Raw genomic sequence first — 17,645 nt, 5'->3', positions numbered from 1 at the left:
GGGTAAACAATCAACGGGCAAGCAGGGTTACGGTTTCGGGAATGGCACAAATTGCGTATATCTTGCTGTGCCACAAGGACCCCGAGGCCATTATCAAACAGGCCGAACGCCTGACAGCGACGGGCGATTACATCTCGATCCATTTCGACGCCAGCGCCAAGGCCGAGCATTTCCAGATGATCCAGAGCGCGCTGGCCAGCAATCCGAACGTGGCCTTTGCCCACAAGCGGATCAAATGCGGATGGGGCGAATGGTCATTGGTGCAGGCAACGCTTTACGCGGTAGAAACCGCCGTCTCCAGCTTTCCCCGCGCCACGCATTTCTACATGGTGTCGGGCGATTGCATGGTGATCAAGTCGTCCGAGTACATCCATGATTTCCTCGACGACAATGATGTGGACTTCATCGAAAGCTTCGATTTCTTTGAAAGCGACTGGATCAAGACCGGGATGAAGGGCGAGCGGCTGATCTATCGCCACTGGTTCAACGAGCGAACGCAGAAATGGCGGTTCTATACCTCGTTCAACCTGCAGCGCCGGTTTGGTCTGACGCGTGAGATTCCGTCGGACATACAGGTCATGATCGGCAGCCAGTGGTGGTGCTTGCGGCGCCAGACAATCGAGGCGGTGTTGCATTTCACGCAGCAGCGGCGCGACGTCATGCGGTTCTTCCGATCTACATGGATTCCCGACGAGACTTTTTTTCAGACCATCGTGCGCCATCTCGTGCCAGCCAAGGACATCCGGACCCGGACGCTCACATTCCTGATGTTCACCGACTACGGGATGCCGCTCACGTTTTACAACGACCATTACGACCTGCTTCTGAGCCAGGATTACCTGTTTGCCCGCAAGATCAGCCCTGAGGCGCTGGAGTTGAAAGAACGGTTGGGGCGGCTATATGCCGAGGAAGGGGCGCAGTTCCAGATTTCCGCCGAGGGGCCGAGCCTGTTCAAGTTCCTGACCAGCCGCGGGCGCGTCGGCAAACGTTTTGCCAGTCGCTTCTGGGAAACGGAATCCACGCTGGGCAGGGATCGGGAACTGATGATTCTTGTCTGCAAGAAATGGCACGTCGCCAAGCGGATGCTGACCAGCATTCAGCAGGAAACCGGTATTCCGGCCATTGCCTATCTCTTCAATGAGGAAAGCACGCCGCTGCCTGATCTTGGTGGGATTCAGGCGACTTTGGAAAAACGGACGCGGCATCGACGCGCGCTGATGCGGATGTTGTTCGACTATTACGATACGAACCGGCTGGTGATCTGTCTCGATCCATCCAACATGGACCTGATGCAGGATTTCTTTGATGACCGTTCGGTCACGCGGATGCTCGAGGTGCAGTGCGAGTTCACCGACGATTACCTGACTGGCCACGCGACCCGTATCGGATTGGCTGGCGATCAGACGCCGCGTGAAACGCTTGAGCGCTTGTTGCCCACTATCCGGCGCGACATTCTGAATGAAAGTGACCGGATTCGTGATGCGGGTTTCGAGAATGTGCGGTGGATGCGTGAAAGCGAAGACACCGCCGATCAGGTAAGCGCGCTGATGGCGTTCCTGTCTGTCTCCGAGGATGTCGCGACACGGATCGCCAAAACCGACCACCTGTTTGCGGATTGAGGCAGCGGCTCCCGCCATCTTCGCCGCCGTTCGGCGGCTGGCAGTTGTTGGTCGAGGCTCAGCGGAGCTGAGCCTCGACAGACGCAGGGTCAGTGGCCCCTTGTCAGGGTCAGGAAGACATCCTCGAGATCGGCCTGTTCGGTTTTCACGTCGCGAATGGCGATGCCTGCATCGCGCACGGCGCGCAGCACGTCTTCGGCGGTGGTCTGGCTGGCGTGATAAGCCAGCGCGAGCGTGCCATCCGGGCGTTGCGTGACCTCGACCCCGTCCGCAGCGGGCAGTTGCGCGGGGGGGGTGACCGGATCAATCACCATGCATTTGGCATCCATCTTGCCCAGGAGGTTGGCCGTGCTGTCCCGTGCAACCAATTCACCATGGTTGATGATGGCGATCTCGTCGCACATTTCCTCGGCTTCTTCGAGGTAATGCGTGGTGAGGATGATGGTCATCCCCTGTTCCTTGTTGAGCTTGCGGATATTGGTCCAGAGCATCTGGCGAAGTTCGATGTCCACGCCGGCGGTCGGTTCGTCGAGGACCAGAACACGCGGGCTGTGCACCAGCGCCTTGCCCAGAAGCAGGCGACGGCGCATGCCGCCCGAAAGGGTGCGGGCATAGGCGTTGGCCTTGTCGCTCAGGCCCACCATGGCGAGGATTTCATCGCTGCGCCGCTGGGATTTGGGGACGCCATAAAGCCCGGCCTGCACTTCGAGCGCGCCGTGAGGCGAGAAGAACGGGTCAAGGTTCAGCTCCTGGGGCATGACCCCGATCGCGGCGCGGGACTGGCGCGGGTTTTCGTCCTGATCAAAACCCCAGATACGTACCGTGCCCGAGGTTTTGGTGACAAGACCGGCCATGATGTTGATCATCGTGGATTTACCCGCGCCGTTGGGGCCGAGCAGACCAAAGATCGACCCGGCGGGGATGTCGAGATTGATCCCCTTGAGCGCGTGTTTTTCCGGCTCGCCCTTGCTGCCGCGATAGGTCTTTTTCAGGTCGCGGATCTCGATGGCGTTCTGCGTCATGGCTGCACTTGCTCCCGGCTGCGCATTCAATCATATTCGGGCCTAAAGAAACCGGACCGGAACAACAACCGGGTATGTCGGCGATTCAATCAGAGGACTTGCCAGAAATGACCATCCAACCGCCTGAAACCAAGATTGTAGACAGCTATCGCGTGGCCTGTGACGGCGGCGAAGGTGCGCTTGGGCATCCGCGTGTCTGGTTGCAGATCCCGAACGAGCACGGCTGGGTCGAATGCCCCTATTGCGATTGCAAATACGTGCACAAGGATCACGCCGACAAGGCGGCCTGATCTCCTGCCATCATTGTTTGTTTGAAACACTGAAAGGGCGCGCGCGCCCTTTCAAAGATGGGTCTGTGCGTGGTGGCGTGCGGGGTCCTCAAGATGCGCGACGCTGTTGAATTGCGTGAGCAGCGGTCGGCCTAGCACCATCTGCCAGCGGTGGACGGACGTGTTCATGATCGCAAGGCACATTTGCGCCCAGCCAGAGACGTCCAGCGCCAGAGTCTGCCGCAGAACGGTGCCGATCAATCCGCCAGACGTGACCACCAAGGCGCGGCCCTGACCTGCGGCAATTTCTTCCATGACCTCACGAATGCGCTGCGCGAAATCCGCATAGCTTTCCGGGGCGCCTTCGATTTCGCCCCGCTCCCATGCGCCAAGCACCGTCGGCAGGTGGCTGACAAAGCCCTCGCGTTCCGTTGGGATGGTCAGGCCGTGCTGCTCTTCCATCAGCTGCGACAGGGTGAAATATGCAAATTCGTTGAGGCGCGGGTCCTGCACAAGCGCGGCATGTTCGGGGGCGCCCATGCTGGTCGCGGTTTCCACGTGGCGGCGCATGGTGCCGGAATACACGCGCTGAAACCGGTCGCCTGTGTCCTGCATGTAGCCCCCAAGCCAGCGTGCCTGTTGATGGCCCAGTGGAGAGAGCTTGTCATAGCTTTCTTCGTCGCGGGCGTCTGTGTTGGCCTGACCGTGGCGGACGAGCGTGATGTGGGGCATTGGGAACCTCGCTGGTAAGCCTTGTGTGTAAGACAGGAGCCCGTCGGGGAAAAGAGGGGAAACGGGACGATTGCCGTGGGCGCGGGTTTGAGTATTTTTGGCAAGATGAAGATGGAGCGTTTCACATGATCAACCCGGATCGATTCCTTGCAGATTTGCACAAGTTGCGCAGCTTTGGTGCCTCGGGCGTGGGCAAGGGCGTGGTGCGCCCGGCGTATTCAGAGGCCGATATCGCGGCGCGCGAATGGCTGATGGCGCAGATGGCTGATGCCGGGTTGAAGGTTCACGTTGATCCGGTGGGGTCGGTCTGGGGTTTGGCCGAGGGGCCGTCACTGTTGTTGGGGTCGCATTCTGACAGCCAGCCCGAGGGGGGCTGGCTGGATGGCGCGCTGGGCGTGATTGCGGCGCTCGAAATTGCGCGCGCGGCGCAGGAGGCGGGTGGCCCTGCCGTTTCGGTTGTGTCCTTTCAGGATGAAGAGGGGCGTTTTGGCGTGACCACGGGCAGCACGGTCTGGTCGGGGGCGGTGTCGCTCGAGGTGGCGGAGGGGTTCACCGACCGGGATGGCGTCACCTTTGCCGAGGCGCGGGCGAAGATGGCGCATCTGGCGGGAACATGGGTGGACCCTGCCCAGTTCACCGGCTTTATCGAGATGCATATCGAGCAGGGACCGTGGCTTGATCAGGCGGGCGAGTCGGTGGGGGTCGTGACCGATATTGTCGGCATTCGCGACATGCGGATCACCCTGACCGGAGAACAGAACCACGCCGGAACCACGCCGATGCACCTTCGCAAGGATGCCTTTCAGGCGCTGTCCGAGTTCAACACACGGCTGAATGCAGCGTTCGAGGAGGTGGTGACACCGTCCACGGTCTGGACGATTGGACATGTGAACCTGCACCCCAATGCCAGCTCGATCGTGCCGGGGCAGGTCACTTTCTCAATGCAGTGGCGCGACAGTTCAACAACGCGCTTGGCCGAAATGGAGGCGATCATCCGCGAGACGGTTGCGACCGTGGCGGATACGCGGGGTCTTGAGCTGGCCTATGGCGATCTTCTGGGGTTGGAACCGGTCAGGATGGATGCGCGTCTGCGCGGGGCGCTGGCCGAGAGTGCTGAGGCGCAGGCACCCGGCGCGTGGCGGGAGATGCCTTCGGGGGCGCTTCATGATGCCACGAACGTGTCCAAATACATGCCGGTGGCGATGCTGTTCGTGCCGTCGATTGGCGGGATCAGTCACGCCTTCGACGAAGACACGAATGAGGCCGATCTGGTCAAGGGGCTGGACGTGCTGGCTGGGGCGGTGGCGCGGTTGACGAACTAGGTGCGCTCGTAGCCACGTTTCAGGGCGCGGTTGCGAAAGCTGTCGGCGGCGTTCGATGCCTCGCGCAGGTTGCCGAAGATGTTGACCATCATGCGCCCTTTGCCGCCCGAAACGCCCCATTCGCGCATCACCGAAACCTCTTCGAAAAGGTTCATCGCGATCTCGACCCGGTAGAAACGCGGCCGGGTTTTAAGTGATGGCTTGTAAAGAATGCAGATGGCCATGATCCAAGCCTATTGCACCCCGAATCGGCGCGCAATAGGCTTTTGACTCAGCACTGAATTCGAGACTATTTCAGCCCAAAAGCACGATATCGGATGCACCCGCGCTGCGGCGCAGGGCGTGTACATCCGCAAGGTCGGGATCGTTGATCCAGCCTTCGGCGCTGGCGCGATCGGGAAAGGACAGGATGGCGGCGACGTCGGGCAGATCCGGTGCGCCATCCAGAACCAGCGCCTCGGCGCTGCCCTGTTCGACCTTGCCGCCGTGGCGGGCCAGAGCCGGACCGGCCTGTTCACGATACGCGGCCAGCGCCTCGGGGTTGGTGACGGTCAGTTTGGCATAGGCATAAATCATTTCACATCTCCAGTTGCGTGGTTGTGGCGTCAGTTTATGTGGCGGAGGAGGGTGCGAAAACGCGTGAGTTTGCATTCTGCTTGTGCAAAAATGCTTGTCATGAATGCAGACTGGGACGATCTCAAAACGGTGCTTTACCTGGTACGCGAGGCGTCACTTGCCGGGGCCGGAACGGCGTTGGGGATAAATTATACCACGGTGGCGCGGCGTGTAGCGCGTGCGGAACAAGCGCTTGATACGATCCTGTTCGAGCGGCTCGCTGACGGGTATCGCGCGACCGAGGCCGGACGGCGTGTGGCGGAGTATGCCGCCGAGATGGAGGCACGGGAGCTGTCGTTGATGCGCGTCCTTCAGGGCGGGGATAAACGATTGTCCGGGGCATTGGTGGTAACGGCGCCGCAGCTCTTGATCGGGCCTTACGTAGCGCCAGTTATGGCGCGGTTCAACGCGACGCATCCCGAGGTGAATCTTCACATCAAGGCATCCAATGAACTGGTGGACCTGACGCGGCGCGAAGCCGATCTGGCCGTGCGTATTTCGCGCGATCCGGGGGATGCGCTCATGGGCGTGCGGGTTTCAGAGCAGCAGACCGCGAGTTTTGCCGCCCCCGCCTGGGCCACGCGGTTGGCCGGAGGGGCGGAGACGGTTGTCGACTGGATCGTTTACGAACGGTTCCAGGATGTCCCAAAGGCCGCGCTTGCGCGGTTTCCGAAATCCCGTGTCGTAATGACCTGTGACGACATGGCCGCCATGGTCGGGGCGGCGGTGGCCGGGCTGGGGCTGGTGCGAATGCCGATGTTTTTGGGGAGGGTCACGCCGGGGCTGGTGCAGGTGCCCGCGCTGGATCCGGCGCCTTACGCGGATATCTGGGTGGTAGGGCATCGCGATGTCTGGCCGTCGGCGCGGGTCGCCGCGTTTCGCGACATGCTGGTCCCGCATTTTCGGGCGCATCGCGCAGATTTTGTCGCCTGAGGGCGCACAAAAATTCCCCGCAGCCGATGATCAGGTCTGCGGGGAGTCGGGAGTGTTCCGTGTGTGTCGCTTGTTCTTGTCCTGCGGACTCCCCAGCTGCTCGAAAAGGCAATTGCCTGCAGGAGTGGTAGTAGTGCATGTCGGACACTCTACCTCATTTTGTGGTAGAAATCTATATATGGGAAGGAGTCGGCAGATTCTTGCTATATAGAGCTAATCAGGCTGCATTACGCTGTCGAGGATCAGGGCCAGCAATTCGCCTCGGTTGCCGGTGCCCGATTTGCGGTAAATGGCGTTGAGATGGGACTTGACGGTGCCTTCGGCGCTGCCGCGCAGGGTGGCGATTTCCGCGATGGCCATGCCCTTGACGAGGAAAGTCGCAATATCGCGTTCCGTTGGGGTCAACTTCCACCCGTCGAAATGTGCTTCGATAACGTCATGCATGGCCTGTTGAGCGACCGACAGGTTGTGTTCCAGAGCGGCCTTGCGGCGCAACAGGTCCAGTACCACACGGATTTCAAAGATAATCGCGGCACAGAGTAGAAGCGCGGCGGACATCTCGACCAGGAGGTAGAAACTGGTGAAGGCGTCCAGCCCGAAGGCGCGCAGGTCCTCAAGCGCGTCCGCGAGGAAAAAGACGGCGCAGATGATCTGCGCCGCAATCAACAACAGCAATCCGACAGGGGGTTTCGGCTTGGGCGACAGCATTTGAACGAAACTCTCGTATTAGCGGGATCTGATCGTCTTGTAGCCCGTGATCATGGCGCGGGGAAGGTTCACGCCGGTCCTGCGGCTTTCAAAGAGCACTGCCCCGACATGGATGACGATCGAGATTTCCGCCCACGTGACGGCGAATTCATGAAGCTCTTCGGGGCCTTCCGTGCCCCAGAACATGTCCGTGGTCATCAAGTGGCCGCTTGCCACGATGACCAGCAACGCCACCAGAAGGTTGTAGATCATCCACGCCCCGAGCGGCGAATGGCCAAGGTGGCGCTGATGCCGTCCCCTTGCGATATCGCTCAGCTGTGAAGCGGCTGCGGCCAGGCTGGGTGGAAAGCTGGTGAAACGGGCATATTGGGAGCTGACGACACCCCAGAGCAGGCGGGCAATCACCAGCGCACCAAGGGCATAACCTATCCATTCATGCGTGGTGCTTTCGTCATCCGTGAACAGGGCGTTGGCAGTAAACAGGGCTACGGCGGCCCAATGAAATATCCGGATGAACGGATCCCAGACCTTGAGTTTCTGCATGGTGTCGTCCTTGAAAGAGGGCGCGGCGGAGAGGTGTCCCCGCCGCTTGGCAGGGTCAATCGTCCAACTCGATCTTCACGATGTTCATATCGGCATCGAGGTAGATCTCATGGCGCTTGCCATCTTTCATGGCATAAGCTTCGAAAAGGCCATCCTCGTCATCAATCTTGCGCACGTCGTAACCCTGAGCGCTCAGGGTGGTCCGGATCTGGGCTTCGGTTTCTTGCGTCAGACCGGGCTTGGCATAGTCCGATGCCCAGACGGCGACGGGCAGCAGGGTGACAAGGGCGGCAACGCGCAGTGTGTTGAATGTCATTTTGGGGTCTCCTGTCTTGGGTCGGGCACGAGCGCCGCGACAGGAGAGAAGTTGGCGCAATCCGCGATCAAGACCAGTCAACCGGGGTTGCAAATGGTAGTTTTGTGCCCGTGGATCAAGCGTCTACAACCGGGGTTGGGGGTCATCCCCAGCGCACATCGCCAAGGAAAATATACCCGGCGCCATAGATGGTCTTGATCAACCGGGGGTTCTTCGGGTCTTCCCGAAGCTTGGTGCGCAGGCGCGAAATGCGCACGTCCATGGCGCGGTCAAAGCTTTCGCCTGCCGCGCCGCCAAGCGTTTCCTGCATGTGCGCGCGGCTGATGAGCCGTTTGGGACTTTCAAGAAAAAGGCGCAGCACCTCGCCCTCGGCATGGCTGAAGGTGGTTTCAGTGCCCTCTTCATCTTCCAGAACGTAGCGATCGAAATAGGCGGTCCAACCATTGAACCGCGCTGTATTGCTCGAGGTGGGTGCAGCGGGTCTGTCCTTGCGCAGGCGCGCCCGCACGCGAGCCACCACCTCGGCCGGGTCAAAGGGTTTGATGATATAGTCATCAGCGCCCAGTTCGAGCCCCGTAACCCGATCCTGAACCTGCGCACGCCCCGAAATGATGATCACCGCCGAGCCCAGCTCAAGCGCCAGCCGATGCACCAGCGTTAACCCGTCCTTGTCCGGCAACCCGAGGTCGACAAGACAGACGTCAGGCGTTGTGGATTTGAGCGTGGCTTCGAACTCGGTTGCGCGGGAAAACCCCATGGTGCGAAACCCGGCGTCTTCGAGCGCGTCTGCAAGGATCGAGCGGATTTCGGGTTCGTCGTCGAGAATGGTGACAAGCGGGGCAGTCATGGCATTCACCTTGGGTGCAGGAATTGATCGAGCTGCTCGGTCGTAAACGGTTTGGGCAGCACCGGCGCGCGTGCGGCGCCTTCGATATAGAGTGGATGGGATTGGGGCAAGGAAGTCATCAGGAACGACGGCACCTTGTCTGTGGGCAGTTCACGAATCAGGTCGACGCCCGTCAGGTCGCCTTCGAGCATGATGTCGGACAGAACCAGCCTGATTTCGGGCAGTTCCATAAGAAGCGTACGCGCCTCATCGACGCTGGCGGCCTCGATGACGGTGTGTTTCATCGTGGTCAGCATGTCGCGGATCATGGTCCGCAGGTCCGGATTGTCTTCGACCAAAAGGGCAAGCCCCGGCTTGACGTCCTTGGGGGCCCGGCGCAGGGGAAGACGCACCGTGACCTGTCCGCCGCCGCCCTCCATGTTGGCGATGCGCACATCCCCTCCAGCCAGCTTGGTCATGTCATAGACCATGGCCAGCCCAAGCCCCGAACCTTCCGATCCCTTGGTGGTGAAAAACGGGTCCAGGGCACGTTTCAGGGCCTCGTCCGAGAACCCCGGCCCCGTGTCGCGTACGGTGAACTGAACCCAGGTTTCCTGCACCAGTTCGGCAATCAACAGGATACTGCCGCCCGCGCCACAGGCATCTCGGGCATTGAGCAGCAGGTTGACCAGCGTGTCCTGCAGCATCGCCGGGTCCAGCATCAGCGGATCCTCGGGAATGCTGTTTTCGATGGTCAGCCGCGCCTTGCCTTCGACCGTGGGCGTGGCCAGTGTTTCGACATCCGACAGGAAGGCTCTCATGTCGGTCGGGGCCAGTTTCGGGGCGCGGTGCCCGGTCACGTCGGCCAGTCGGTTGAGCAGTGCCCCCCCGCGCCGCGCCGCGCCCAGGGTTGCGTCGATCAAAGCCTGTGCATCACCGGGAAGGTCCATCTTCTGCAACTTGCTTTGCGTGCCAAGAATGATGGTCAGCAAGTTGGAGAAATCATGTGCCAGCCCGCTGGTCATCTGGGCTGCAATCTCGCGGCGGCGGGTCTGTTGCAGGGCGACGCGGGTCTGGGTTTCCTCGGTGATGTCCATCGACAGGATGTAGACGCCACGGTTTTCCGGCCCGTTGCCATCCGGGGTAAATGCCGTGCGGATGCGCCGGGTGCTCGGGTGTTCGTTGAATTCGAACACCGACGGCTTGCCCTTGAACGCTGCATCAAGATGCGGGCGAATGGCGCGAAAGGCGCTCTCTCCGAGGGCCTCGCTGATATGCATGCCCACGATATTGCTTGGCCGTCCGGGGATCACAGAAGAAAGCCGCCGGTTGGAATAGGTGTAAAGCCTGTCTGGCCCGACATGGGCGATGTGGGCCGGCATCATTTCGGCCGTAAGACGCATCCGAGCTTCGGATGCGGTCAGCTGGCGCCGCACTTCTTCAAGGGCGCTCACCGTGGCTTCGAGTTCGCGGTTGGTGGCGGACAGTTCCTCGGCATATTGCAGAAGCTGATCCGACAGCTCTTCGGAGCGCGCCCGCAACAGGCCTTCCTGCCGCTTGGCCGAGGTGATGTCCGTATAAACCGCCACCCATCCCCCCTCGGGCAGGGGGGATCCCTCGACACTGATCCAGCGCCCATCGGCGCGCTGGCGTTCGAAATAATGCGGCTCGAAATCAAGCGCCCGTTCGACCCGTTCCGCGACAAAGGCGTCCTGCTCGTCGGGGGGGACATGTCCGTATTCACCGTGGTCGATCAGGAAGCGAATGGTTTCGCCGAAATCTGCGCCAGGCTGGGTCAGGTGATCCGGGATGGAAAACATCTCGCGAAACCGCTCGTTTGAGACCACCAGCTTCAGATCGCTGTCATAGATCGACAACGCCTGTTTGATCAGGTTCAGCCCGGCGACGGTCATCGCCTGGGTACTGCCGGATATCCGCTCCATTCTGGTCTCCCTTTCCCTAGGGCTAGCACCGGGAATGGGGCGCGCAAAGCCTGAAATGTTTGCTGTTACAATTCGTAAGGATTGAGAAATGTTCAGGAAAAAGTTGACCCGCAGATTGAAACCCGCACCTTAGGAGGTGGAGAATCGCTTTGGCGGTTCCGACCCGTGGAGGCGGGACCAAGGGAGGAAGATATATTGGCACAGTCGTCACAGGCGACCGGTGGGCTCGAGTCCATTCCGGCGCTTTTGCAGCGTAACGCCACCCTTTATGCGAACAAGGACGCGTATCGGGAGAAAGAGTTCGGCATTTGGCAGCGCTGGACCTGGGCGGACACCGAAAAAGAAATCGAGGCTTTGGCGCTGGGGTTGATCAACCTTGGTGTGAGCGAAGGCGATTTCGTCGCGATCATCGGGCGCAACCGCCCGTATTTCTATTGGTCGATGGTTGCGATCCAATCCGTCGGCGCAGTGCCAGTTCCTGTATATCAGGACAGCGCGGCCGAGGAGATGGAGTATATCCTGAGCCATTGTGGCGCTCAGTATGCCATCGTCGAAGATCAGGAGCAGGTCGACAAGGTCATCGACATTCAGGAGCACCTGCACCAGTTCAAGCACATGATCTATATCGATCAGCGTGGTCTGCGGAAATACGATCACCACGCGCTGCACCGTTTTGTCGACATTCAGGAACAGGGCCGCGCGGCCTATTACGAATGGATCGACGATCTCAAGGCGCGCCGCGAGAAGCTGAACTATGACAGCACTTGCGTGATGCTCTACACCTCGGGCACCACGGGCAAACCCAAGGGCGTGGTTCTGTCGAACCGCAACGTGATCGAAAGCGCCAAGAACAGCTCGGATTTCGACAACCTGAACGCGGGTGACGAAATTCTTGCCTACCTGCCGATGGCTTGGGTCGGGGATTTCATCTTCTCGGTGGGTCAGGCGTACTGGACCGGGTTCTGCGTGAACTGTCCGGAAAGCGCGGACACCATGATGACCGACCTGCGCGAGATCGGGCCGACCTATTACTTTGCCCCGCCGCGCGTGTTTGAAACCCAGCTGACCAGCGTTATGATCCGCATGGAAGACGCAGGGAAATTCAAGCGCAAGATGTTCCATCACTACATGGCGCACGCCAAGAAGGTGGGCGGCGACATTCTTGACGGCAAGCCTGTCGGTTTCATGGACCGCCTGAAGTACAAGATTGGGGACTTTCTTGTGTATGGGCCGCTCAAGGACACACTGGGCTTTGGCCGGGTGCGTGTGGGCTATACTGCCGGTGAGGCGATCGGGCCGGAAATTTTCGAATTCTACCGTTCGCTGGGAATCAACCTGAAACAGCTTTACGGCCAGACTGAAGCCACCGTTTTCATCACCGTACAGCCTGATGGCGAAGTGCGGGCCGACACGGTTGGTGTTCCTGCGCCGGACGTGGAAATCAAGATCGCGGACAATGGCGAGATTTTCTATCGCTCGCCGGGTGTGTTCGTCGAATATTACAACAACCCGGAATCGACGGCGTCGACCAAAGATGCCGAGGGCTGGGTTGCCACGGGCGATGCAGGCTTCTTCGAAGAGAAATCGGGGCATCTGCGCATCATCGACCGCGCCAAGGACGTTGGCAAAATGGCCGATGGCAGCATGTTCGCGCCGAAATATGTCGAGAACAAACTCAAGTTCTATCCCGACATCCTCGAAGCAGTACTGTTCGGCAACGGCAAGGATCGTTGCGTGGCCTTCATCAACATCGACCTGTCGGCGGTGGGCAACTGGGCCGAACGTAACAACATCGCCTATGCATCTTATCAGGAACTTGCAGGGCACCCGAAGGTGCTTGAATCGATCCAGGAGCATGTCGAAGCGGTCAACAAGTCTGTGGCCGAAGACCCCATGCTGGCGGGATGTCAGATCCACCGCTTCCTCGTCCTGCACAAGGAACTGGATGCGGATGACGGCGAAATGACCCGGACCCGCAAGGTGCGCCGCGTGATCGTGGCCGAAAAGTTCAAGGATCTGATCGATGCGCTTTATGACGGTTCGACCACGATCTCGACCACAACCGAAGTGACCTATGAAGACGGTCGCAAGGGCAGCATCAGCGCGACCCTTGAGCTCCGTGACGCCAAGGTTGTTCCCGTGGCCAGCAAGGTAGCAGCAGAATGAACGCACAAGCAGAAAGCTACGTCACGGACGACGGCCGCACCATTGGCCCGACCGTGATGGAAATGAAGAACATCACGCTGCGCTTTGGTGGCGTGAAGGCAATCACCGACATCTCCTTCGACATCCGCGAGGGCGAAATTCGCGCGATCATCGGCCCCAACGGTGCCGGAAAATCGTCGATGCTGAACGTGATCTCGGGCTTCTACGTCCCGCAGGAAGGCGAGGTCTGGTACAAGGGCAAGAAGCGCCCGCCGATGAAACCGTACCAGGTCGCACAGCAGGGCATTGCCCGCACCTTCCAGAACATCGCACTTTTCGAGGGCATGACCGTGCTCGACAACGTGATGACGGGCCGGATCCGCCAGATGCAGTCGGGGCTGTTCAGCCAAGCGCTCTGGAAGGGCAAGGCCGAGAAGGAAGAGGTTGCCAACCGCGAGCAGGTCGAAAAAATCATCGACTTCCTCGAAATCCAGCACATCCGCAAAACGCCGGTGGGGCGTCTGCCGTACGGTCTGAAAAAGCGGGTCGAGCTGGCGCGCGCGCTGGCCGCGGAGCCGTCGATCCTGCTTCTCGACGAACCGATGGCCGGGATGAACGTCGAAGAGAAAGAGGACATGTCCCGCTTCATCCTCGACGTGAACGACGAATTCGGTACCACGATCGCCCTGATCGAACACGACATGGGCGTTGTGATGGACCTTTCGGATCGTGTCGTCGTGATGGACTACGGCAAGAAGATCGGGGATGGCACCCCGGACGAAGTGCGCAACAACCAGGACGTCATCGACGCCTATCTGGGGGTGGCACATGACTAATCAACATACTGATTTCAATCTGAAAACCGGAGGCGCAAGCGATGCCTGAACAACTCGTATTCGCGATGGAGGTCTTCCTCAACGGCCTCATGGCGGGTGTTCTCTATGCGCTCGTCGCGCTGGGGTTCGTCCTGATCTACAAGGCCTCCGGGATCTTCAACTTTGCACAGGGCGTGATGGCGCTGTTTGCGGCGATGACCCTTGTGGGCATCCAGAACGGTCAGGTGCCGTTTTCACACCTGATCAACGCAATGTTCGGTGCCCATGTCACGCATTTTGGATGGAATATCCCTTCGGTTGTCTCGCTGTTGCTGACGGTCGGTGTGATGATCCTTCTGGCGTGGTGTATCCAGCGTTTCGTGTTCCGGCATCTGGTCGGACAGGAACCGATCATCCTGTTCATGGCAACCATCGGTCTGGCCTATTTCCTCGAAGGTTTTGCCGACCTGATGTGGGGTTCGGAAATCAAGACGCTTGATTTCTGCCTCGCGGGAAGCGCTTGTCTGCCGCAGGGCATCAATGTTGCCATCGACGAAGCCACCTACAACCTGTTTGGCTACGGTTTCTTCATCGACAATCTCGACATCACCGCAACCGTGGTGGCGATCCTGCTCGTGATCGCGCTGGTTGCCTTCAGCCAGTATACCAAGCATGGCCGTGCGATGCGCGCCGTGGCGGACGATCACCAGGCCGCGCTGTCGGTTGGCATTTCGCTCAACTTCATCTGGGTACTAGTGTGGTCGGTCGCGGGCTTCGTGGCACTGGTCGCGGGTATCATGTGGGGCGCGAAGTCGGGTGTGCAGTTCTCGCTGTCGCTGATCGCGCTCAAGGCTCTGCCGGTTCTGATGCTGGGCGGCTTTACATCGATCCCGGGTGCCATCGTCGGCGGTTTGATCATCGGTGTGGGTGAGAAACTGTTCGAATTCTGGGTTGGCCCGCTTGTCGGCGGCGCGACCGAGAACTGGTTCGCTTATGTTCTGGCGCTGGTCTTCCTCGTCTTCCGTCCGCAGGGGCTGTTCGGCGAAAAGATCATCGAGAGGGTGTAACGGATCATGACGAAACTGATCGCCATTCTCAACGTGGTGGCCTGGTCCGGCTTCTGGGCCTTCGGCTACCTCGCCCTCGGGGCGGAGAGGTCATCGGGCCAGATGACCACCGCCGCGATCCTGGCCGCGCTGGGCGCCGCCATCGGGATCTGGGCCTACTTCCAGCTTGTGCGCCATTCCGAGCGCACCGGCTATGCAAAGAAACCGAACCGGGCGGACCGGTCACATCTTGAACATGAATTCAATGGGGGGAGCGCCTGATGCTGTATCGTGAGGCCGGTGACTTTAAGACCACCTATGCCAAGGACAACCAGACCTTCCCGATCAAGTTTGACCGGATGGGTTATTACACCGCGTTGGTCGTCGCCTTTCTGGTGATCCCCTTCGTGATCAACGACTACTGGGCCAACGCGATCCTTCTGCCCTTCCTGATCTACGCAATTGCCGCGCTGGGGCTGAACATCCTCGTCGGATACTGTGGTCAGGTCTCACTGGGGACCGGGGGCTTCATGGCCGTGGGTGCCTATGCCTGCTACAAGCTGATGACATCGATGCCGGAAGTGAACATCTTCTTCCACATCATCATTTCCGGGGGGATCACCGCCTTTGTCTGCGTACTGTTCGGCCTGCCATCCTTGCGGATCAAGGGCTTCTACCTGGCAGTTGCAACGCTGGCGGCGCAGTTCTTCCTCGTGTGGCTCTTCAACCGGGTGCCGTGGTTCTACAACTACTCCGCTTCGGGTCAGATCAACGCACCGGAACGTACCGTGTTCGGCATCGAGATCACCGGGCCCAACACCGAAGCCTGGGCAACCTACCTGTTTTGCCTGGTCTTCCTGGTGGCCAGCGCCCTGATCGCACGTAACCTGACCCGTGGCATGGCCGGTCGTAAGTGGATGGCAATCCGTGACATGGACATCGCCGCCGAAATCATCGGGGTGAACCCGCTCAAGGCAAAAATGACGGCTTTTGCGGCTTCTGGCTTCTTTGTCGGCATCTCGGGCGCGCTGTTCTTTTCGGTTTACCTCGGCGCAGTCGAAGTTGGCGAAGCATTCGGCATCAACAAATCGTTCCTTGTGCTCTTCATGATCATCATCGGCGGTCTGGGTTCGATCTTTGGCTCCTTCGCTGGCGCGGCCTTCCTTGTGTTGCTGCCGGTTGTGCTCAAGATCGTCGGCGTGGACTGGCTGGGCTGGCCCACCGACATGGTTGCGCACCTGCAGCTCGTGATCGTGGGTGGTCTGATCATCCTCTTCCTGATCCTCGAACCTCATGGGCTCGCGCAGCTCTGGCGCGTGACCAAGCAAAAACTCCGGCTGTGGCCCTTCCCGCACTAAGGCGGGGCCATGACCAAACCATACCGGGGGCGGGAGGAGCTCCCGGCCAAAACATCGGACAAAACCAAGGGAGGAATTTACCCGATGAAAAAAGTTCTCGTAACCGCAGTTGCAGGCCTGATGGCCGCAGCCCCAGCGATGGCAGACCTCGTGTTCCCGTCGCTCAGCTATCGCACCGGCCCGTATGCCGCAGGTGGCATCCCCTTCGCCGACGGCTATGCCGACTATTTCACCCTGCTCAACGAGCGTGACGGTGGCATCGGCGGCGTTCCGACCAAACTGCTGGAATGCGAAACCGGCTATAATACCGAAAAAGGTGTGGAATGCTACGAATCGACCAAGGGCGAAGGCGCTCTGGTGTATCAGCCGCTCTCGACCGGCATCACCTACCAGCTGATCCCCAAAACCACGGCTGATGGCATTCCGATGCACACCATGGGTTATGGCCGTACCTCTGCCGCAAACGGCAAGGTCTTCAGCCACACCTTCAACTATCCGGGCACCTACTGGAACGGTGCATCGGGTGCGATCAACTACCTGCTGGAAGAAAACGGCGGCGACCTGAAGGGTCACAAGATTGCGCTGGTCTACCACAACTCGGCCTACGGCAAAGAACCGATCCGCACACTGGAAGAGCTGCAGAAGAAGCACGGTTTCGAACTGAGCCTGCTGCCCGTCGACCACCCCGGTCAGGAGCAGAAGTCGCAGTGGCTGCAAATCCGTCGTGAAAAGCCTGACACAGTTCTGATGTGGGGCTGGGGCGTGATGAACCAGGTTGCCGTTCAGGAAGCTGCAAACATCCGCTTCCCGATGGAAAACTTCATCGGTATCTGGTGGTCGGGCGCAGAGCATGACGTTCTGTCCGCGGGCGACAAGGCCAACGGCTATAAGGCGCTGACCTTCCACAACGTTGGCCGTGACTTCCCGGTCTTTGACGACATCCAGAAATATGTTGTCGACACCGGCAAAGCTGCTGGCGCTGGCGACCAGATCGGTAACGTCCTTTACAACCGTGGTATGTACGCTGCGATGCTCGCCGCTGAAGCTGCTAAAATTGCTCAGGAAATCCACGGCACCAAGGACATCACCGCAGCCATGATGCGCGACGGTATGGAAGCTCTGGAAATCACCGAAGAGAAAATGACCGCGCTCGGCATGCCGAACTTTGGTCCGGCCTTCTCGGTAAGCTGTGAAAACCACGGCGGCACCGGTCTGGTTGGTGTGACCCAGTGGGATGCATCGAGCAAAACCTGGTCGCTGATCTCGGACTTCAAACCGACAGACATGGAAGTGATCGGCAAGCTGATCGCCGAAGATTCGGGTTCCTATGCATCCGAAAACAACATCGAAGAGCGCTGCAACTAAGCCTCTGAACCCTGTTCCGGCCGGGTCCACCGGCCGGAACACCGCCACATTCGACAAGAAAGACAACG

Annotated in this window: 19 protein-coding genes; 10 read left to right on the top strand and 9 right to left on the bottom strand. The window is 59.6% G+C overall.

Annotated elements, in window-relative coordinates; genetic code table 11:
- The first annotated feature begins 41 nt into the window (after positions 1-41).
- A complete protein-coding gene (locus tag BMZ35_RS18035; RefSeq protein WP_093095965.1) occupies positions 42-1,619 on the top strand; it encodes a DUF5928 domain-containing protein in 1,578 nt (525 codons plus the stop codon).
- A gap of 89 nt (positions 1,620-1,708) precedes the next feature.
- On the opposite strand, the gene BMZ35_RS18030 is transcribed toward BMZ35_RS18035, so the two are convergent.
- Positions 1,709-2,641, bottom strand: coding sequence for an ABC transporter ATP-binding protein (locus BMZ35_RS18030; RefSeq protein ID WP_093095962.1), 933 nt, complete (start codon positions 2,639-2,641; stop codon positions 1,709-1,711).
- Positions 2,642-2,748: 107 nt separating this feature from the next.
- Between BMZ35_RS18030 and BMZ35_RS18025 the strand changes: the two genes are divergently transcribed.
- Positions 2,749-2,931, top strand: coding sequence for a zinc-finger domain-containing protein (locus tag BMZ35_RS18025; RefSeq protein ID WP_093096187.1), 183 nt, complete (start codon positions 2,749-2,751; stop codon positions 2,929-2,931).
- A 51-nt stretch (positions 2,932-2,982) separates the two neighbouring features.
- On the opposite strand, the gene BMZ35_RS18020 is transcribed toward BMZ35_RS18025, so the two are convergent.
- Entirely contained in the window at positions 2,983-3,642 is a 660-nt protein-coding gene (locus tag BMZ35_RS18020; protein ID WP_093095959.1) for a histidine phosphatase family protein, read from the bottom strand.
- Between the two features lie 125 nt (positions 3,643-3,767).
- Here BMZ35_RS18020 and BMZ35_RS18015 point away from each other — a divergent pair, with 125 nt between their 5' ends.
- A complete protein-coding gene (locus BMZ35_RS18015) occupies positions 3,768-4,964 on the top strand; it encodes a Zn-dependent hydrolase (protein WP_093095956.1) in 1,197 nt (398 codons plus the stop codon).
- Here the strand turns inward: BMZ35_RS18015 and BMZ35_RS18010 are convergent.
- Both BMZ35_RS18010 and BMZ35_RS18005 read right to left on the bottom strand, forming a co-directional pair.
- Complete coding sequence (locus BMZ35_RS18010; RefSeq protein ID WP_093095953.1) at positions 4,961-5,188, bottom strand: WGR domain-containing protein; 228 nt, start codon at positions 5,186-5,188, stop codon at positions 4,961-4,963. The two genes, BMZ35_RS18015 and BMZ35_RS18010, sit on opposite strands and share 4 nt — an antisense overlap.
- Positions 5,189-5,258: 70 nt before the next feature.
- Positions 5,259-5,540 (bottom strand): DUF1330 domain-containing protein, encoded by a 282-nt coding sequence (locus tag BMZ35_RS18005; protein ID WP_093095950.1) that lies wholly within the window; start codon positions 5,538-5,540, stop codon positions 5,259-5,261.
- A gap of 99 nt (positions 5,541-5,639) precedes the next feature.
- Here BMZ35_RS18005 and BMZ35_RS18000 point away from each other — a divergent pair, with 99 nt between their 5' ends.
- Entirely contained in the window at positions 5,640-6,512 is an 873-nt protein-coding gene (locus tag BMZ35_RS18000) for a LysR family transcriptional regulator (RefSeq protein WP_093096184.1), read from the top strand.
- Positions 6,513-6,725: 213 nt separating this feature from the next.
- On the opposite strand, the gene BMZ35_RS17995 is transcribed toward BMZ35_RS18000, so the two are convergent.
- The 5 genes from BMZ35_RS17995 to BMZ35_RS17975 all read right to left on the bottom strand — a co-directional run bounded on the left by BMZ35_RS17995 (position 6,726) and on the right by BMZ35_RS17975 (position 10,848).
- Entirely contained in the window at positions 6,726-7,220 is a 495-nt protein-coding gene (locus BMZ35_RS17995) for a helix-turn-helix transcriptional regulator (RefSeq protein WP_093095946.1), read from the bottom strand.
- A gap of 18 nt (positions 7,221-7,238) precedes the next feature.
- Positions 7,239-7,763 (bottom strand): cytochrome b/b6 domain-containing protein, encoded by a 525-nt coding sequence (locus tag BMZ35_RS17990; RefSeq protein WP_093095943.1) that lies wholly within the window; start codon positions 7,761-7,763, stop codon positions 7,239-7,241.
- Positions 7,764-7,818: 55 nt separating this feature from the next.
- Positions 7,819-8,079 carry a PepSY domain-containing protein gene (locus BMZ35_RS17985; protein WP_093095939.1) on the bottom strand — a complete coding sequence of 87 codons (261 nt, stop codon included), beginning with the start codon at positions 8,077-8,079 and terminating at the stop codon, positions 7,819-7,821.
- A 142-nt stretch (positions 8,080-8,221) separates the two neighbouring features.
- On the bottom strand, positions 8,222-8,926 hold the full coding sequence (locus BMZ35_RS17980; protein WP_093095937.1) for a response regulator transcription factor: 705 nt from the start codon (positions 8,924-8,926) through the stop codon (positions 8,222-8,224).
- A 5-nt stretch (positions 8,927-8,931) separates the two neighbouring features.
- Positions 8,932-10,848, bottom strand: a complete 1,917-nt coding sequence (locus tag BMZ35_RS17975) for a PAS-domain containing protein (RefSeq protein ID WP_242654847.1) — start codon at positions 10,846-10,848, stop codon at positions 8,932-8,934.
- Positions 10,849-11,043: 195 nt separating this feature from the next.
- On the opposite strand from BMZ35_RS17975, the gene BMZ35_RS17970 reads away from it, so the two are divergent.
- From BMZ35_RS17970 to BMZ35_RS17945, 6 genes are all read left to right on the top strand, one after another.
- Positions 11,044-13,014 (top strand): AMP-binding protein, encoded by a 1,971-nt coding sequence (locus BMZ35_RS17970; RefSeq protein WP_093095934.1) that lies wholly within the window; start codon positions 11,044-11,046, stop codon positions 13,012-13,014.
- Positions 13,011-13,829, top strand: coding sequence for an ABC transporter ATP-binding protein (locus tag BMZ35_RS17965; RefSeq protein ID WP_093095930.1), 819 nt, complete (start codon positions 13,011-13,013; stop codon positions 13,827-13,829). The genes BMZ35_RS17970 and BMZ35_RS17965 overlap by 4 nt, the downstream gene beginning before the upstream one ends.
- 41 nt (positions 13,830-13,870) lie before the next feature.
- Positions 13,871-14,875, top strand: coding sequence for a branched-chain amino acid ABC transporter permease (locus tag BMZ35_RS17960; protein WP_093095927.1), 1,005 nt, complete (start codon positions 13,871-13,873; stop codon positions 14,873-14,875).
- Between the two features lie 6 nt (positions 14,876-14,881).
- Positions 14,882-15,136, top strand: a complete 255-nt coding sequence (locus BMZ35_RS17955) for a hypothetical protein (RefSeq protein ID WP_093095923.1) — start codon at positions 14,882-14,884, stop codon at positions 15,134-15,136.
- Positions 15,136-16,212: a branched-chain amino acid ABC transporter permease gene (locus BMZ35_RS17950; protein WP_093095919.1), complete on the top strand. Its 1,077-nt coding sequence runs from the start codon at positions 15,136-15,138 to the stop codon at positions 16,210-16,212. Before BMZ35_RS17955 ends, BMZ35_RS17950 begins: the two co-directional genes overlap by 1 nt.
- Positions 16,213-16,296: 84 nt before the next feature.
- Positions 16,297-17,577 carry an ABC transporter substrate-binding protein gene (locus tag BMZ35_RS17945; RefSeq protein WP_093095917.1) on the top strand — a complete coding sequence of 427 codons (1,281 nt, stop codon included), beginning with the start codon at positions 16,297-16,299 and terminating at the stop codon, positions 17,575-17,577.
- Positions 17,578-17,645 lie beyond the last annotated feature (68 nt).

It is taken from the genome of Shimia aestuarii, from assembly GCF_900114635.1.
Lineage (GTDB): Bacteria > Pseudomonadota > Alphaproteobacteria > Rhodobacterales > Rhodobacteraceae > Shimia > Shimia aestuarii.
Note: the sequence above shows the minus strand (reverse complement) of the source record. Positions and strands in the feature narration are given on the sequence as shown.

Excerpts from the sequence above, each read along its gene's own strand:
- BMZ35_RS17960 (WP_093095927.1), top strand. The coding sequence starts at position 13,871 with ATGCCTGAACAACTCGTATTCGCGATGGAGGTCTTCCTCAACGGCCTC.
- BMZ35_RS18005 (WP_093095950.1), bottom strand. The coding sequence starts at position 5,540 with ATGATTTATGCCTATGCCAAACTGACCGTCACCAACCCCGAGGCGCTG.
- BMZ35_RS17980 (WP_093095937.1), bottom strand. The coding sequence starts at position 8,926 with ATGACTGCCCCGCTTGTCACCATTCTCGACGACGAACCCGAAATCCGC.
- BMZ35_RS18035 (WP_093095965.1), top strand. The coding sequence starts at position 42 with ATGGCACAAATTGCGTATATCTTGCTGTGCCACAAGGACCCCGAGGCC.
- BMZ35_RS18000 (WP_093096184.1), top strand. The coding sequence starts at position 5,640 with ATGAATGCAGACTGGGACGATCTCAAAACGGTGCTTTACCTGGTACGC.
- BMZ35_RS17990 (WP_093095943.1), bottom strand. The coding sequence starts at position 7,763 with ATGCAGAAACTCAAGGTCTGGGATCCGTTCATCCGGATATTTCATTGG.
- BMZ35_RS18015 (WP_093095956.1), top strand. The coding sequence starts at position 3,768 with ATGATCAACCCGGATCGATTCCTTGCAGATTTGCACAAGTTGCGCAGC.
- BMZ35_RS18020 (WP_093095959.1), bottom strand. The coding sequence starts at position 3,642 with ATGCCCCACATCACGCTCGTCCGCCACGGTCAGGCCAACACAGACGCC.
- BMZ35_RS18010 (WP_093095953.1), bottom strand. The coding sequence starts at position 5,188 with ATGGCCATCTGCATTCTTTACAAGCCATCACTTAAAACCCGGCCGCGT.
- BMZ35_RS17955 (WP_093095923.1), top strand. The coding sequence starts at position 14,882 with ATGACGAAACTGATCGCCATTCTCAACGTGGTGGCCTGGTCCGGCTTC.
- BMZ35_RS17995 (WP_093095946.1), bottom strand. The coding sequence starts at position 7,220 with ATGCTGTCGCCCAAGCCGAAACCCCCTGTCGGATTGCTGTTGTTGATT.
- BMZ35_RS18030 (WP_093095962.1), bottom strand. The coding sequence starts at position 2,641 with ATGACGCAGAACGCCATCGAGATCCGCGACCTGAAAAAGACCTATCGC.
- BMZ35_RS17950 (WP_093095919.1), top strand. The coding sequence starts at position 15,136 with ATGCTGTATCGTGAGGCCGGTGACTTTAAGACCACCTATGCCAAGGAC.
- BMZ35_RS17945 (WP_093095917.1), top strand. The coding sequence starts at position 16,297 with ATGAAAAAAGTTCTCGTAACCGCAGTTGCAGGCCTGATGGCCGCAGCC.
- BMZ35_RS17965 (WP_093095930.1), top strand. The coding sequence starts at position 13,011 with ATGAACGCACAAGCAGAAAGCTACGTCACGGACGACGGCCGCACCATT.
- BMZ35_RS17985 (WP_093095939.1), bottom strand. The coding sequence starts at position 8,079 with ATGACATTCAACACACTGCGCGTTGCCGCCCTTGTCACCCTGCTGCCC.
- BMZ35_RS17975 (WP_242654847.1), bottom strand. The coding sequence starts at position 10,848 with ATGGAGCGGATATCCGGCAGTACCCAGGCGATGACCGTCGCCGGGCTG.
- BMZ35_RS18025 (WP_093096187.1), top strand. The coding sequence starts at position 2,749 with ATGACCATCCAACCGCCTGAAACCAAGATTGTAGACAGCTATCGCGTG.